This window comes from Gemmatimonas groenlandica (assembly GCF_013004105.1).
Lineage (GTDB): Bacteria > Gemmatimonadota > Gemmatimonadetes > Gemmatimonadales > Gemmatimonadaceae > Gemmatimonas > Gemmatimonas groenlandica.
In genome coordinates this window covers 2,407,988-2,422,791 of record NZ_CP053085.1, presented here as the reverse complement: position 1 = coordinate 2,422,791, position 14,804 = coordinate 2,407,988, and the positions used below count along the sequence as shown (strand labels likewise).

Here is a 14,804-nt window from a genome sequence, read left to right as displayed (position 1 = left end):
CATCAGCGGTGTGAGCCGAATCCGAAGCGCAGCGACGCGCGCGTGGTGCGCACGCGCCAGGTGCGACCGATGCCATCGGGGAGATCGGACTTGGAATGCCAGCCTATGCCGAACTCCTGCACGAGTGCGATGTGCAGATTACTCGAGAGTCCGTAACCGAACCCGGCGCCCAGCGTGCCGGAGAGGTCGAATGGACCCTTCTTGGGTCCGAGGGCGACACCGGCGACTCCCGAGCTGTCGGCGCGCACGCGCATGTCGCGAAACCCCGTGACGCCACCGGCCGCTTCGAACAGTGTGTGAAAGCCGCTGCTGCCGCCGCTGCGGAACTGTCCCATGAGCGTCCACAGCTGCGTCTGCGCGTCGCAGCCGGAGGCGCACTGTGTCGGTAACTCGGGAGACGTGGGCGGCTTGGCGGCGGTGTAGGTGAGTGGTGAGAGCGTCACGTCGATCACGCCGTAACCGGCCGATACGCCGATCGTGGTGGCTTCGTCGAGCGCCTTCTCGAGCGTGCCGCGTAGCTGCCAGAGCGGATCGCTGCCGAACTTCCACGTGGAGCGCGTCGCGCCGTCACTGATGTCGTTGAGGATCACGGCGGCGGCGCCACCGGAGAACCACCAGCCAGCATCGGGCGCTCGCGCTGCCGGCCGTCCTCGGATCTGTGCCGTGAGCGTGGTGGCGCAGAGGCACGTCGCGACGGCCGCAGCGCTGAGTGCGGAGGCGAACCGACGCCGACCGTCTGGCCGGTTGCCGGCTCGAAGGGCCGAGTGTAGCGCCGCACGTCTCGGTGACGCGGGTTGCGATTCGCGCATGGCGACTCCTAAGTTTGACGAGAGTGACGCAGGCGAGACCGCGCCGTCGCTCGTGCTGCCAGCATCGTCGGCAGCATCCACTGGAACATACCCCGCGCCGCGAGCACAAGACAGCCGATCGCGTGGTGTCCCCTGAACCCGCTCCCGTGCCCGCACCGACACACGATTCACGTGTCACGGAACGTCGCAATCCGCGTACCGTCGACATCGACCTCGCGTCGCCCCTCGCGATCGTGGATCTCATCAACGCGGAAGATCAGGGAGTGGCCGCCGCGGTCGCGTCGCAGCGCGAGCCGATTGCTGAGTCGATCGCATTGATCGAAGCCGCGTTTCGGAGCGGCCGCCGCCTGCTGTATGTGGGCGCCGGTACCTCAGGACGGCTCGGCGTTCTTGATGCCAGCGAATGTCCCCCGACGTTCGGCACCGACCCGGCCATGGTCGTCGGTATCATCGCCGGTGGTGACCGTGCGCTGCGCAATCCCATCGAAGGCGCGGAGGACGATCCCGAGGCGGGTGCGGCCGTCATGGACGCGCACGCCGTGCGGGCCGGTGATGTGGTGTGTGGCATCGCGGCTTCGGGGACGACGCCATTCGTGCGTGGCGCACTCACGCGCGCCCGCGAGCTCGGAGCCCGTACACTGCTCATCGCGTGCACGGAACCGCCGGCATCGATGCGTGCGGTGGCGGACATCTGCATGCTGCCGGTCGTCGGGCCTGAAGCGCTCACCGGCTCGACCAGACTCAAGGCGGGCACCGCCACCAAGCTCGTGTGCAACATGCTGACCACCGGTGCGATGGTGCGCATTGGCAAGAGCTACGGCAACCTGATGGTGGATCTGCGCGCCACCAACGTGAAGCTGCAGGACCGCGCCGAGCGCATCGTCATGGAAGTCACCGAACTGCCGCGTGAGGCGGCGCGTACGTTGCTTGCGCGCGCCGATGGCCGCGTGAAACTGGCGTTGGTGATGCATGCGCTGCACATCGATGCGGAAAGCGCACGGCGCCGTCTCGAAGAAGGGCAAGGCGTGGTGCGACGTGTCGTGCCGAACGCACCGCCGCCGGTCGTTTGACGATGCCTGACATCATGGGCGATCAGGGACGCATTTTCGTCGGGCTGATGTCGGGCACGTCGCTCGACGGTATCAGCGCGGCCGTGGCACGCTTTCGCGACCTGCCGAACGGTCGCGTGCACAGTGACCTGCTGGGGTTTACGCATCGTGCGTATCGCCCTGAGGAACGCGCACGGCTCGAGCAGGCGATGCAGCAGGGAAGCGCGCGCGAGTACTGTCGCGTGCACGCCGACGTCGGCGACTGGATGGCCGAGGCGGCGCTCGCCGCGATGGCCGACGCCGGCGTGACGGCGCACGATGTCGCGGCGGTGGCATCGCACGGACAGACCTTGTGGCACGAGCCGGGTCATAGCACGTGGCAAGTGGGTGATGGGGCGCGCATCGCCGAGCGCACCGGCTGTGATGTCGTGTCGGACTTTCGTTCGCGAGACGTGGCCGCCGGCGGACAGGGAGCGCCGCTGGTCACGATGGCCGACTGCATGTTGTTCGCGCATGACACGCAGTGGCGCGCGCTGCAGAACATCGGCGGTATCGGCAACGTGACCGTGGTGCCGCCGGCGAACACGCACGAGCGCGGCGGCATGCAGTCGGTTCGCGCGTTCGATACCGGCCCCGGTGTCGTCATCATCGATGCGGTAGTGCGGGCATTGTATGACGGCCAGCCGTATGACCGCGATGGTCTCATCGCGGCCGGCGGCCAGGTGCTCGAGTCCGTCGTGTCGACGGCGATGCGGCATCCGTACTTCAGCGACGCGCCGCCGAAGAGCACCGGGCGCGAACTCTTTTCGCGGGCCTACGTCGGGCAGTTCATCGACGAGTGCCGGGCGGCGGGAGCGGCACCTGCCGACATCGTAGCGACCGCGACCGCGCTGACGGCGCGTTCGTTGGCCGACCAGTATCGCCGCTTCATCCCTGAGCCCGTTCAGGATGTGGTGCTTTCCGGCGGCGGTGCCCACAATCCGACGCTCGTCCGTATGATCGAAAGCGCCGTGGCGCAGGAAAACGGGCCTCAGGTGTGTATCTTTGACGGATTGTATTTCGATGGAGAAGCGAAGGAGGCGGTGGCGTTTGCACTGCTGGGCTATCTCCACCTTTCGGGCCGCGCCGGCAATGTGCCCAGCGCAACGGGAGCGCGAGGTCCGCGTCCCCTCGGTTCGCTCACTCCAGCCGTCCGTTAGTCGCTCATGAGCGAACAGTCCCGTCGTGAAGTTGCGCAGTTGCTCATCCCCGTGCTCCGTTGGTCGCCGTCGGGCGGCTTTGCCGATACGCGTCCGCTCATCGAGCAGTCGCTCGCCCTCGGCGTCGGCGGTTTTCAGCTCGTGGGCGGTGAGCAGGATGGCGTGCGGGCGCTCGCCAAGGAGCTGCAGCTCAAGTCGCGTCATCCGCTGTTGATCGCGGCCGATCTGGAACGGGGCGCCGGACAGCAGTTCGCCGGCGCCACCGGCTTGCCGCCGCTCGCGGCCATCACGTCGCTCGACGATATCGAAGCGCTGCGTCGCGCCGCGCGGCTCACGGCCCGTGAAGCGCGGACGATGGGCGTGAACTGGAATCTCGCGCCGGTGAGTGATCTCGATCTGCTGCTCGAGAACCCGATCATCGGCACGCGCGCGATGGGCACCGATGCGCGGAAGGTCGCGCAACTCGTGACCGCGTGGATCGAAGCCTGTCAGGCGGAAGGCGTGCTCGCCTGCGCGAAGCACTTCCCCGGTATGGGACGCGTCACGCGCGATCCGAATCTCGAGCTGCCGGTGGTCGAGACGCCGGCGGATCAGCTCAAGGAGCAGGATCTCCAGCCGTTCCGGGCGGCTATCACTGGCGGTGTGGCCAGCGTGATGACGTCGCATGTGCTGTATCCCGCGCTCGACTCGAGTCGCGTACCGGCCACACTGTCGCGCGAGATCCTGCAGTGGTTGCTCCGGCAGCAGCTCAAGTTCGACAATCTCATCGTCGCCGACACGATGACGATGGTCGCGGCTCGCGAGGGACGCACCGCTGCGGAGACTGCCGTCCTCGCGGTGCGCGGCGGCTGCGATGTGCTGCTTGCTCCCGGTGATCTCGAGGACGCGCTCAACGCACTCGAGCGCGCATACGACGATGGCACGCTCGAACCGGAACGTGTGAAGCATTCGGTCCGTCGCCGACTCAAGTGGGCGCAGTGGGCGTCACCACCGAACGATTGGCGTCGGCCGAGTGGAGCCGACACGGCGTGGGGCGCGTTGCTCGCCGACAAGGTGATTCGGGTTGATCATGGTCCGCTGCCGCCGGTCGGGACCATAACGGAAATGGCGATCGTCGACGACGATCACCAGGCCGATGGTCCGTCGGTGGAGCGAACGGGAATCGCTGAGGCGATGCGACTTGGTGGCAACGACGCGCGACTGGTCGATGCACCGACGCCCGCGAGCGGTGGCCCGTTCGTGATCGCGTTGTTCGCCGATTACGTGGCGGGGAAGGGGCGGACCACGCTGCTACCGGAAACGGTGGCGCAGGTGCATGCGCTGGTGGCGCAGGCCGAAGCGCTGCAGCGCTCGGTGATTCTCATCGGTCTCGGCGATCCGCGTTGGGTCGCGCAGCTCGGCATGACACACCCCACCGTACTGGCGTGGGGTGGAGATCGCGTGATGCAGCAGGCGGCGGGACGCGGACTGCTGCGCAACAAGAAGTAGCGCGCCGCTTATCCGAAGAGTTCGAACAGGAACCAGATGACGGCGATGAGCGCGATGAGGCCGAGCACCATGAACACCGGCTGCACCGCTCGTCGTCGTTCTTCGACCACAGGCTCCGGCGCACCAAGCAGCGCCTGATCTTCGGACGGCCGCCCGCGCTCCAACTCTTCTTCGAGGATTGCGCGCGACGGTACCGGCGTCCCGAACTTCGGGGTGGGGTCACTCTTCAGCGTGGCTCTCGCCTCGCGCGACGCCGGCGCTGGCTCGCGCGTGTCATCGTTGAGCGTGCCGGCGAGCGGAAACGTATTGTAGCCGAACGAGTCTCCATTGCTGGAGACGCGTAGCGCATCACCGTCGAATCGTGCGGCGACGACCGTAATGTTGTCCGGCCCACCCAGCTGATTCGCACGGTCGATCAGCCGTTTACAGATCGATCGTACATCCTGCTCCTCGTTCGACGTGCGCGCGATCTCGGCGGCGCGTACCAGACCCGACAGTCCGTCACTGCAGAGAATCAGCGTGTCGCCGCGTCGGACCTGCTGATGCGTCAGGTCGATCGTCACGTGCGCTTCGGGGCCAAGCGCCTGCAAGATGATGTTACGGCGCTCGCTGACCTCGGCTTCCTCGGCGGTGAGCTCGCCCGCTTCGACCAATCGCTGCATGAGCGACTGGTCCTTGGTGAGCTGCTGGACGTCGCCGTCGCGCACCATGTAGGCGCGGCTGTCGCCGACCTGTACCAGAAAGAGCTGATCGCCCAGCAAGCCGGCAATCGTTGCCGTGGTGCCCATACCGCGATGCTCGGGATTTTCCCGGGCGTGCTGGTGGATGCGCGCGTTCGCCAGCACGGTGGCATCGCGGAGCGCTTCGGCAAACGCCGACGGCGACGGGTCCGCTGCCTTCCACGTCTGCTTCAGCGCCTCGAGCACCAAGGTACCGGCCATGCTGCTGGCGAGCTCGCCTGACGCAGCGCCCCCCATGCCGTCGGCCACGAGAAACAGCAGCCCGTGGGGATCGGCGGTGATTTCGTGGTAGCCGTACGTGAAATCGAGCGGTGTCCCTGTTTCGAGGTCCGCGACGAGGAACGTGTCCTCGTTGTGCTCCCGAGTACGTCCCACGTCGGTAAGCGCGAAGACACGAGTGACCACGCGGTGGTCACTCGGCAATCGTTCAGTATGTGAGGCGGGAACGGTCACAGCATCATGGAGCAGGCCGGTGCGCACAGGGGACAGATGTCCGTACGGACGGGAACGCCGGGAGTTACAGCCCGGTATTCCCTGCCAGTATTCCAGGGTCAGGGTCGGCATCGACCCTATTTCCGGAGGCTGAACCGTAGACGGTTATAAAATGGGGTTCGTTTCACCGATGGGTCAAATCGTTCGATGAAATGTGCCCGACTCGCCCCTTGTTTGGTGCGTTCGGGCCCAGATTACTCCAAGACGCTCACTGCCGACGGCGGTTTGACGGCTGGACGCCTGTCGCTACGTCCGTCAGCTTCGACTGGATGATGAACTATCCCGGACCGATGCAAAAGCCCAGCTCGCTCGTACTGCTCGGCGCCGTGCTCGTGGTGAGCGCCTGCGCTCGTCCGACCACCGTCGTGACGCCGCCCACGCCCATGGTGGCGCCGCCCGCGATCGTGGCCGGGCTGCCCGCCGTGCCCGCCGTGCGCGGTGCGCCGATCGACGTACGCGTGCGCTATCCGGCCGAGAACCAGCTCCTGACCAGCCGGGACTCCAATTTTGTGCTAGGTAGCATCGGGACCGGCGACGTGTCGCTCACGATTAACGGACAGGCGGTTCCCGTGGCGCCGAACGGGGCCTTCTTGGCGTGGCTGCCCAATCCGCCGGCCGGCGCGCTGCGCTACGACGTGGTGGTGGCGCGCACGGCCGACACGGTGCGACGCACGGTGAAAGTGCGTCTGCCGGTGCGCACGACCTTGCCCGGTTCGGGCAAGCTGCGCGTGGACAGCGGCTCGGTGTTGCCGGTGCGTGGAATGTGGGCGAAGCGTGACGACTACGTGCGGGTCAGCCTGCGCGCGCCGGCGAACGCGATCGTGATGGTGCAGGGCAGCGACAGCGTACTGCGGCCGCTGGTGCGCGGCACCGGGCTGACGGCGGCACCGACTGTCCCCGCGGGCGATGGCAATGGGGATGCGAATCGCGACGACATGTCTTCGGTGTTTTCCACCGACCTCGCCGCGCGATTACTGGCCGACAGCGCCCGTGCTCCGCGGCTGGTCGCGATTCGCGGCGCCGACACGGTGCGCTTGGCGGTGCCGATTATACGCGCGCTTCCGGCGGACACGCGCGTGCTGGCCATGCTACGCAGTACCTCGACGATCGGGAGTGACACCGACCGCGTGGTGAACGCGCGGACGATCGTGGACGGCACCTACAAGTGGATGTTGTTGAACGGTACGATCGTGGAAGTGACCGGGCGAGCCCAAGGCTACACGCGCATCCGCCTCGATGGCACGCTCGATGTGTGGGTGGACAACAACGACCTCGTCCTGCTCCCCGAAGGCGCCGCGATGCCACGACGGGTGACGGGCGGGTTTCGCGTGACACCGAGTGCCGAGTGGGTCGATGTTGCCATCTCCACGGGTGATCGCCCGGCGCATCTCGTGGAGCCGGATGGACGCACGCTGGTGCTCACGCTGTACGGCGTGCAGGCCAATCCGGAAATCTCCCCGATCTTCGGCAACGACACGCTCGTGCGCCGCATCAGCTGGGATCAGGTCACGAGTGATCGCGTGCGCATCACGTTGACGCTCTCGCAACCGGTGTTTGGCTGGCAGTCGATCTGGGACGACAGTCGTCGGCAGTTCGTGTTGCGCGTGCGCCGCCCACCGCTGATCGATGCGGCGAATCCGCTCCGCGGCCTCACGATCGCGGTCGACCCTGGTCATCCCCCCGCTGGTGCGACCGGCCCGACCGGTCTCTACGAAGGCGACGCCGTATTTCCGGTGGGTGAGCAGGTCGCGGCCTTGCTGCGCGCGCGCGGCGCGAACGTCGTGATGACGCGCACCTCGCTGGCACCGGTGGGTCTCACCGAGCGCGGCGTCACGGCCCGCCGCGCCAATGCGCATGCCTTCATCTCCATTCATCTGAACGCGCTGCCCGACGGAGTGAATCCGTTTACGGCCAACGGGACGAGTACGCTCTTCTATCATCAAAACAGCGAGCCGCTCGCCCGTCCCGTGCAGGACGAGCTCATGAAGCGATTCGGCCTGCGCGACCTTGGCGTGCACTACCAGAACCTCGCCGTCGCGCGACCCACGTGGTATCCGTCGGCGCTGGCCGAAGGATTGTTTCTCATGTTGCCCGAGCAGGAAGCCGCGATGCGCGATGCCGGCTTTCAGCGGAAGTATGCCGAGGGATTGGTGGTAGGGCTCGAGCGGTACTTCAGGATCTTCGCGCCCGTGCTACAGCCGTGATGCGCATGATCTCCCGGCTGGCACTACGCACGGCGATGCTGTTGGGCATGCTCCTGGGCATGCTCCTGGCTAGCGCGCCCGTCGTGAACGCACAGGTCGATCCGCGTGGTGCGATGCGTACCATCGCGATGCCGCATTTTCGCGTGCACTTCCGTCCCGACCAGGAGGCATTGGCGCGACGGGCCGCATTCTTGGCCGAGTCGGCCTACGCGCAGCTGTCGCGCGAGTTGGCACCGCCGTCGGGCCCGGTGGATCTGCTCATCGCCGACAACGTGGACGCCAGTAACGGGTACGCGCAGGTGTTCCCGACCAATCGCGTCGTGATCTACGCGGTGCCGCCGATCGCGTTACGGGAGTTGCGCTTCCACGACGAATGGCTGCGCATGGTGATCACGCACGAGATGGCGCATATCTTCCAGATCGATCGCGCGCGCGGGGCGTGGGCCTTGGGACGCGCGGTGTTCGGACGGAATCCGTTGTTCTTTCCCAATGCATTCTTGCCGAGCTGGGTAAAGGAAGGCTTGGCGGTGCACTACGAATCGAAGCTCACCGGCAGCGGACGCAGCGTGAGCACCGACTTTCCGATGATTGCGCGGTCAGCCGTGCGCGATGCCTTTGTGCCGGGGCCACAGCGATGGAGCTTGTCTACGTCGCAGTTCCCCGGAGGACAGACGGCGTATGCGTGGGGCTCGCTGATGATGCACGATGCGGCGATGCAGCGCGATGGCAGTATGCGGCGATTCGTTGATGTCACCGCAGCAAACGTGGTGCCATTTCTGCTCAGCAGGAACAGCCGCGCCGCATTCGGCGTCACGTTCGACAGTCTGTTCGTGCGCATGACCGATTCGCTGCGACGCGTAACCGCTGCGCTCCCGGGCGACCGTGCGTGGCACACCGTCAGTGCGAACGGTTGGTACGCGGCCGCCCCACGATGGATCGGGAACGACACGCTGGCGTGGAGCGCGAGCAATGGCCGCGAGGTGTCGGGAGTGTACGTCGCTTCGGTTGGCGTGAACAGCGGAGCGCCGCCACTCAGACTCGCGTGGCGCAACACGCTTGATGTGAACTCGCCGATCCCCGGTGACGACAACGGGGCGATGGTGTTCGCGCAGTCGGAGCGAATGGATCCGTATGTCGTGCGCTCCGATCTGTATCGTTCACGCGGTGCCGATCGCGGCGGTGAAACGCGGTTGACGAAAGGTGCGCGACTGGCGCAGCCCGATGTGCGCGCCGACGGCAGTATCGTGGCCGTACAGCTCGGCGCCGATCGCACGCGGCTGGTGCGGGTGAGTGCCACGGGTGAGAGCATCGTGCCGATCACGCCCGACGTTGCCTCGGAGCGATGGGCCGAACCGCGGTGGTCACCCGATGGGCAGCGCATCGCCGCGGTACAGCTGCTCCCCACCGGCGAGCAGCGCATCGTGGTGATGGATGTGAGCGGCGATCTCCAGCTCGCGGTGGCCGGGGCCCGCGGGGTGTTCGCGAGTCCGAGCTTCACACCCGATGGCAAACGCCTCGTATGGGTGAGTGATCGCAGCGGACGCTCACAGCTCGAGACCGCACCGATCGCCGCGCCAGGTGCGCCGGTCGACACGATGCGCTGGCGCGAGGAGCGAGACGACGTGCGGGTCGTGTCGTCGGTGAGCAGCGGTCTGTTCGATCCCTCGGTGTCTCCCGATGGCAAACGTGTGTCGGCGTTGTTCTATCGCGCCGACGGTTATCACGTCTCCTGGGCGCCGCTCGACACGGTCGGCGTGATGGCTCGCTCCACGTGGTATCCCGCGAAGAACACGACCGATCTCTCGGTGCCCAACGTGGCCGTGCTGGGTGGTCGTGCGGAATCGGCCGTGGCTACGGGGTACGCCCCGCTGCGTCAGTTGGTGCCGCGGTACTGGATGCCGTTGGTCGGTGAAGGGCGCAACGGCGGCGCGACGTACGGTGCGTCCACCAGTGGCGTCGACATTCTCGGACGGCATGCGTGGACGGCCAGCGCGCTGATTCAGCCGCAGTTGCGCGAGACGGATGCGTTCGCATCGTATCGGTACGCCGGTCTCGGTATTCAGCTCTTGGATGTGTCGGCGCAACAGGAGTGGGATGGCACCTTTCGCGCGGTCAGCGACTCGGGGGCCACGTTGGGGTTCATAGCGCGTCGGCGTCGATTCATTACCGGCTCGAGCACGTGGCGCGTGCCGCGTGTACGCCGCTCGGTCAATGCCACGCTCGGTGCACAGTATGAGTTGCGTGATTTCACGAGCGATGTGGATTCGGCACTCGGGGCGCCGAACTCGTTGCTGCGCACCGGCACGCGCTATGGCTCGTTCTTCGCCAGCAGCAGTGTGAGCACGGCGCGACTGGGCGCGCGTGGTATCTCGGTCGAGGAAGGGTTCACGCTGAGCGGCAGCACGGCCTATCGCTGGCGCGAAGACGACGCGCTTGGCTCGGGAGCCTGGCGTTCGATCGTTGGGGCGCGACACTACCTGCCGCTCAACCTCCCAGGCTTCTCGCGCCATGTGATCGCCACTCGCGCGACGATTGGTGTGGCGCAGGAGTCGTCGACGACCGAGTTCAGTGTGGGTGGCACGAGCGGCCAGTCGGCCGAGCTGTTGCCCGGTGTCGTCGTGGGCGATCCGTCACGCACCTTCTCGCTGCGCGGTGTCGCACCGGGCACGCAGCGTGGCATTCGGGCGCTGGCGGGCGGCGTGGAGTATCGCGCGCCGCTCGTGTTGTTCCGCCGGTTGCCGAGTCCATTCACGCTGTTCGTGGATCGCATGTCGGTCACGCTGTTCAGCGATGCGGCGCGGGCGTGGTGTCCGGGTTCGTTGGCGCGTGCTGAAAACGTGGTGTGCGAACGACCGGGTGAGCGCGACGGGTGGCTCGCGTCGGCGGGTGCGGAGTTGGTGGTGGATCTGGCGGTGCAGTACGACACGCCGTATCGCCTGCGCATCGGCGCGGCGGCCCCCTATGTAGCGCCGCGCGATGTGTCACGCGGTGGCGCGTTCTACGTGACGTTGGGCGGGTACTTTTGAGTTTTGAGTTTTGAGTTTTGAGTTTTGGGTTGTGCGTTGTTGGTGTGCTGGCGGATCGTGGGATGCTGGCGGACGGCTCTGTGGTTCACGCGAAGGGCGCGGAGGGCCGCGAAGGAACGCGAAGCACAGCACACGGCCCGCTGTTGGTACTCCATACACCGTACTCCCTACCCCATACTGTTTTTATGTCAGGCTTCTGGATTCATGAGTCGGCTGTCGTGATCGGTGATGTGTCGCTCGCTGATGACGTGAGTGTGTGGCCGACCGCCGTGATTCGCGGCGATGTGGAGCGCATCGTGATCGGGGCACGCAGCAACGTGCAGGATGGCGCGGTGATTCATGCCGATCCAGGGAAGCCGACGATCGTGGGAGAGGACTGCGTGATCGGGCACCGGGCGGTGGTGCATGGCACCATCCTCGAAGACGGCGTGCTCGTGGGCATGGGGGCGATCCTGCTGAACAACGTGCGGGTGGGGGCGGGGAAGCATCATCGCGGCCAGGCGCGGTGGTGACGGAGGGCACGCAGGTGCCGCCGGGGTCGCTGGTGGTGGGCGTGCCGGGGAAGGTGGTGCGGCAGTTGAGCGCCGAGCAGCAGGCGGGGACGCTGGCCAATGCGGCGCGGTATGTCGCGCTCAAGGAAGTGCACCGGAATGGGTCACTGGAACGGCGCACATCGTGATAGCGGGCAATTGCCTGCTTCCGGTGTGACTGCAAGCAAGCGCGCTCTGGCGAGCGGTGTACGAATGTGATTCCAGCGCGGGCGGACATGTCGGCGTGCTGTGTTGATGCTGCCGTTGCCGATCTGAACAGGAGACCTGTAAACGCTTCCGATTCAATGGCTTGCGCGATGCTGTCGGCACTGTCGAGACAGCTGGGACGACACGTAACGGTTGTGTCCGCTCTGCCGTGACAGCGTCGGTGCTCACAAAAGCTGGCCTCGGTGGAGAACTTTCGGCGCGTCGCACATCCGTGATGTGACTTGTACAACGCGTTCACGGGGAACGACTTACACCACTACTTGTGCGGCCTCACGAACGGAGGCACCATACCCGCCCACTCGGCCCCCCGCCAGGTTCTCGAGGACGCACTTGAGAACGTCGAGTTTCGGTCATTTTGCACCGCCCCACGCCAACTGTTAGGAGTCTCACGAATGCCCTTCTCCGCCACGCCACCGGAAGGACTGGTAACGCTGTCCGCGAACGCTCGGACCGTGCTCGACAAGCGATACCTGGTCAAGGACAAGTCCGGAAAGTCGGTGGAGAAGCCGGAGGACATGTTCTGGCGTGTGGCCACGGTGGTGGCCGAGGCCGACCGCCGATACGGCGCGAGCGACGGGGCTGTGCAGGCGGTGGCCGAGGAGTTCTACTTCTTGATGACGCAGCGTCGGTTCGAGCCGAACTCGCCGACGCTCATGAACGCCGGCCGTCCGTTGGGTCAGCTCTCCGCCTGCTTCGTGCTGCCGGTGGATGACGCGCTCAGCAACGGCCAGAGCGGCATCTATGACACTCTGCGCAGCATGGCGCTCATTCATCAGTCGGGCGGCGGCACGGGCTTCTCCTTCTCGCGGTTGCGCAGCAAGGGCGCCATGGTGCGGAGCACGACCGGCGTGGCGTCGGGGCCGATTTCGTTCATGGAGCTGTACGACGCGAGCACGGACGCGGTGAAGCAGGGCGGCACCCGTCGCGGCGCGAACATGGGCATTTTGCGGGTCGATCATCCCGACGTGCTCGATTTCATCGCGAGCAAGGAAGACCTGACCAAGATCACGAACTTCAACATCTCGGTGGGCATCACCACCAAGTTCATGGATGCGGTGAAGGTCGACGGCAGCTACGACCTGCTCGATCCGAGTACCGGCCAGGTTACGGGTCAGGCCCGCGCGCGCGACGTGTGGGACAAGATGATCCTCGGCGCGTGGCGCACGGGTGAGCCGGGCGTGTTCTTCATCGACGAAGCGAACCGCTACAACCCGGTGCCGCATCTCGGTGCGTACGAAGCCACGAACCCGTGCGGCGAGCAGCCGCTGCTGGCCTACGACGTGTGCAACCTGGGCTCGGTGAACGTCGGCTACTACGTGAACAACGGCGAAGTCGATTGGGAAGCGATGCGTCGCGATATCGCGCTCAGCACGCACTTCCTCGACAACATCATCGACGTCAACAAGTACCCGCTGCCGGAAATTGATTCGCTCTCGAAACGCATTCGTCGTATCGGCTTGGGCGTGATGGGCTTTGCCGACATGCTCGTGCGCCTGGGCATTCCGTACGACAGTGCGGAAGGCGTGGAGATGGGCCGCAAGGTCATGGAGTTCCTGGATGTCGAGGGCAAGAAGGAGAGCGAGCGTCTGGCCAAGGAACGTGGCGCATTCCCCGAGTGGGCGCGTTCCATCTGGGGCCCCGACGAAACGTGCGCGCGCGACGAGAACGGCGAGCGCATTCGCCCCATGCAGCTGCTGCGCAATTGCAACGTGACCACGGTAGCGCCGACGGGCACCATCTCCATCATCGCCGGATGCTCCAGCGGTCTCGAGCCGTTGTTCGCCGTGGCGTTCATGCGCAATCAGGCCGGCGTGATGATGCCCGATGTGAACGAAGACTTCGTGGCGATCGCGAAGTCGGAAGGCTGGTTCAGCGATGAGCTCATGGAACGCATCGCCAAAACGGGCACCGTGAAGCACGCCGACGTGCCGCTCAAGTGGCAGGCAGTGTTCAACACGGCCAACAACATCGCGCCCGTGTACCACATCCAAATGCAGGCGGCGTTCCAGCAGCATTGCGACTCGGCCATCTCGAAAACCACCAATTTCGGTTACGCCGCGACGCAGGATGACGTGCGCGCGATCTACGAGATGGCGTACGACATGAAGTGCAAGGGCGTCACGGTGTACCGCGACGGTTCGCGTGACAACCAGGTGCTCAGCACGGGCGCCACGCAGGACGCGGCCGCCAAGCGCGACGATGCCAAGGCGGCTGGCGCGCCGGAAGCGCCGAAGAGCGACAAGGCCGCGCCCGATGCGGCCGCGGCGCTCAAGCGTGAACTCGGCGAGTTGCAGGGCACGATGGCCGAGCTGCAGAACGAACTCGATCGCACCAAGAAGGCGCTGTTCAGTGCGGAGGCGGAGAACGCGAGCCGCCGTGGCAAGCGCTCGCGTCCGGAAGTCATGCGCGGCACCACCATCCGTAAGGAAACGCCGCTCGGTGTGATGTTCGTGAACATCACCGAAGACGAGAAGGGACAGCCGTTCGAAGTGTTCCTGAATCTTGGCAAGGCCGGCGGATCGGCGATGGCCGACGCCGAAGCGATCGGACGTTTGATCTCGCTGGCGCTGCGCAGCGGCATCTCGCTGCAGGAAATCCATCGTCAGCTGCGCGGCATATCGAGTGATCGCGCGGTGGGCCTCGGTCCGAACAAGGTGTTGTCGCTGCCTGATGCCGTGGGTATCGCGCTGGAACAGTGGTGGCGTGACAAGCAGGGCGTGCAGACGGACCTGCTCGCTGGTGGTGCGCAAGCGGGATTGCCGACGCCGGTGAGTTCGATGATGCCGCCGATGCCCACGCCGGCTGCCGGTGTGCCGATCACGCGTCCGCCGATGACGAACGGCGCCGAGCAGATGCAGCCGATCGAATTCGGATCAGGCGGCGGTGAGGTGTTCATGGGCACGTGCCCGGACTGCGGAAGTCAGTTGGAGTTCGCGGAAGGGTGTGTGAAGTGCCATGTGTGCGGGTTCAGTGAGTGCGGGTGAACGAGGCTTTGAGCTGTGAGCTGTGAAAACGCCGCCGGATTCCGAGAGGAGTCCG

Annotated in this window: 10 protein-coding genes; 8 read left to right on the top strand and 2 right to left on the bottom strand. The window is 65.9% G+C overall.

Annotation, left to right across the window (positions count from 1 at the left end; genetic code table 11):
* Positions 1–2 precede the first annotated feature (2 nt).
* Positions 3–809 (bottom strand): hypothetical protein, encoded by an 807-nt coding sequence (locus tag HKW67_RS10190; RefSeq protein ID WP_171225283.1) that lies wholly within the window; start codon positions 807–809, stop codon positions 3–5.
* 146 nt (positions 810–955) lie between these two features.
* On the opposite strand from HKW67_RS10190, the gene murQ reads away from it, so the two are divergent.
* From murQ to HKW67_RS10175, 3 genes are read left to right on the top strand one after another with little or no spacing between them, the layout of a single operon-like run.
* Complete coding sequence (gene murQ / locus HKW67_RS10185) at positions 956–1,879, top strand: N-acetylmuramic acid 6-phosphate etherase (RefSeq protein ID WP_171225282.1); 924 nt, start codon at positions 956–958, stop codon at positions 1,877–1,879.
* A gap of 2 nt (positions 1,880–1,881) precedes the next feature.
* The gene (locus HKW67_RS10180; RefSeq protein WP_171225281.1) at positions 1,882–3,057 is read left to right on the top strand and encodes an anhydro-N-acetylmuramic acid kinase; all 1,176 of its coding nucleotides are present in this window, start codon (positions 1,882–1,884) and stop codon (positions 3,055–3,057) included.
* A 6-nt stretch (positions 3,058–3,063) separates the two neighbouring features.
* Entirely contained in the window at positions 3,064–4,545 is a 1,482-nt protein-coding gene (locus tag HKW67_RS10175; RefSeq protein ID WP_171225280.1) for a glycoside hydrolase family 3 protein, read from the top strand.
* 8 nt (positions 4,546–4,553) lie between these two features.
* Here HKW67_RS10175 and HKW67_RS10170 read toward each other — a convergent pair whose 3' ends face one another.
* The gene (locus HKW67_RS10170; RefSeq protein ID WP_171225279.1) at positions 4,554–5,690 is read right to left on the bottom strand and encodes a PP2C family protein-serine/threonine phosphatase; all 1,137 of its coding nucleotides are present in this window, start codon (positions 5,688–5,690) and stop codon (positions 4,554–4,556) included.
* Positions 5,691–6,067: 377 nt separating this feature from the next.
* Here HKW67_RS10170 and HKW67_RS10165 point away from each other — a divergent pair, with 377 nt between their 5' ends.
* The 5 genes from HKW67_RS10165 to HKW67_RS10150 all read left to right on the top strand — a co-directional run bounded on the left by HKW67_RS10165 (position 6,068) and on the right by HKW67_RS10150 (position 14,749).
* The gene (locus HKW67_RS10165) at positions 6,068–7,981 is read left to right on the top strand and encodes an N-acetylmuramoyl-L-alanine amidase (protein WP_171225278.1); all 1,914 of its coding nucleotides are present in this window, start codon (positions 6,068–6,070) and stop codon (positions 7,979–7,981) included.
* Between the two features lie 5 nt (positions 7,982–7,986).
* Complete coding sequence (locus tag HKW67_RS10160; protein ID WP_171225277.1) at positions 7,987–11,007, top strand: PD40 domain-containing protein; 3,021 nt, start codon at positions 7,987–7,989, stop codon at positions 11,005–11,007.
* A 185-nt stretch (positions 11,008–11,192) separates the two neighbouring features.
* Positions 11,193–11,519: a gamma carbonic anhydrase family protein gene (locus HKW67_RS10155; protein ID WP_206044679.1), complete on the top strand. Its 327-nt coding sequence runs from the start codon at positions 11,193–11,195 to the stop codon at positions 11,517–11,519.
* The gene (locus HKW67_RS22300) at positions 11,516–11,686 is read left to right on the top strand and encodes an LbetaH domain-containing protein (RefSeq protein WP_206044678.1); all 171 of its coding nucleotides are present in this window, start codon (positions 11,516–11,518) and stop codon (positions 11,684–11,686) included. The genes HKW67_RS10155 and HKW67_RS22300 overlap by 4 nt, the downstream gene beginning before the upstream one ends.
* Positions 11,687–12,157: 471 nt before the next feature.
* Positions 12,158–14,749, top strand: coding sequence for a vitamin B12-dependent ribonucleotide reductase (locus HKW67_RS10150; protein WP_171225276.1), 2,592 nt, complete (start codon positions 12,158–12,160; stop codon positions 14,747–14,749).
* Positions 14,750–14,804: the final 55 nt, after the last annotated feature.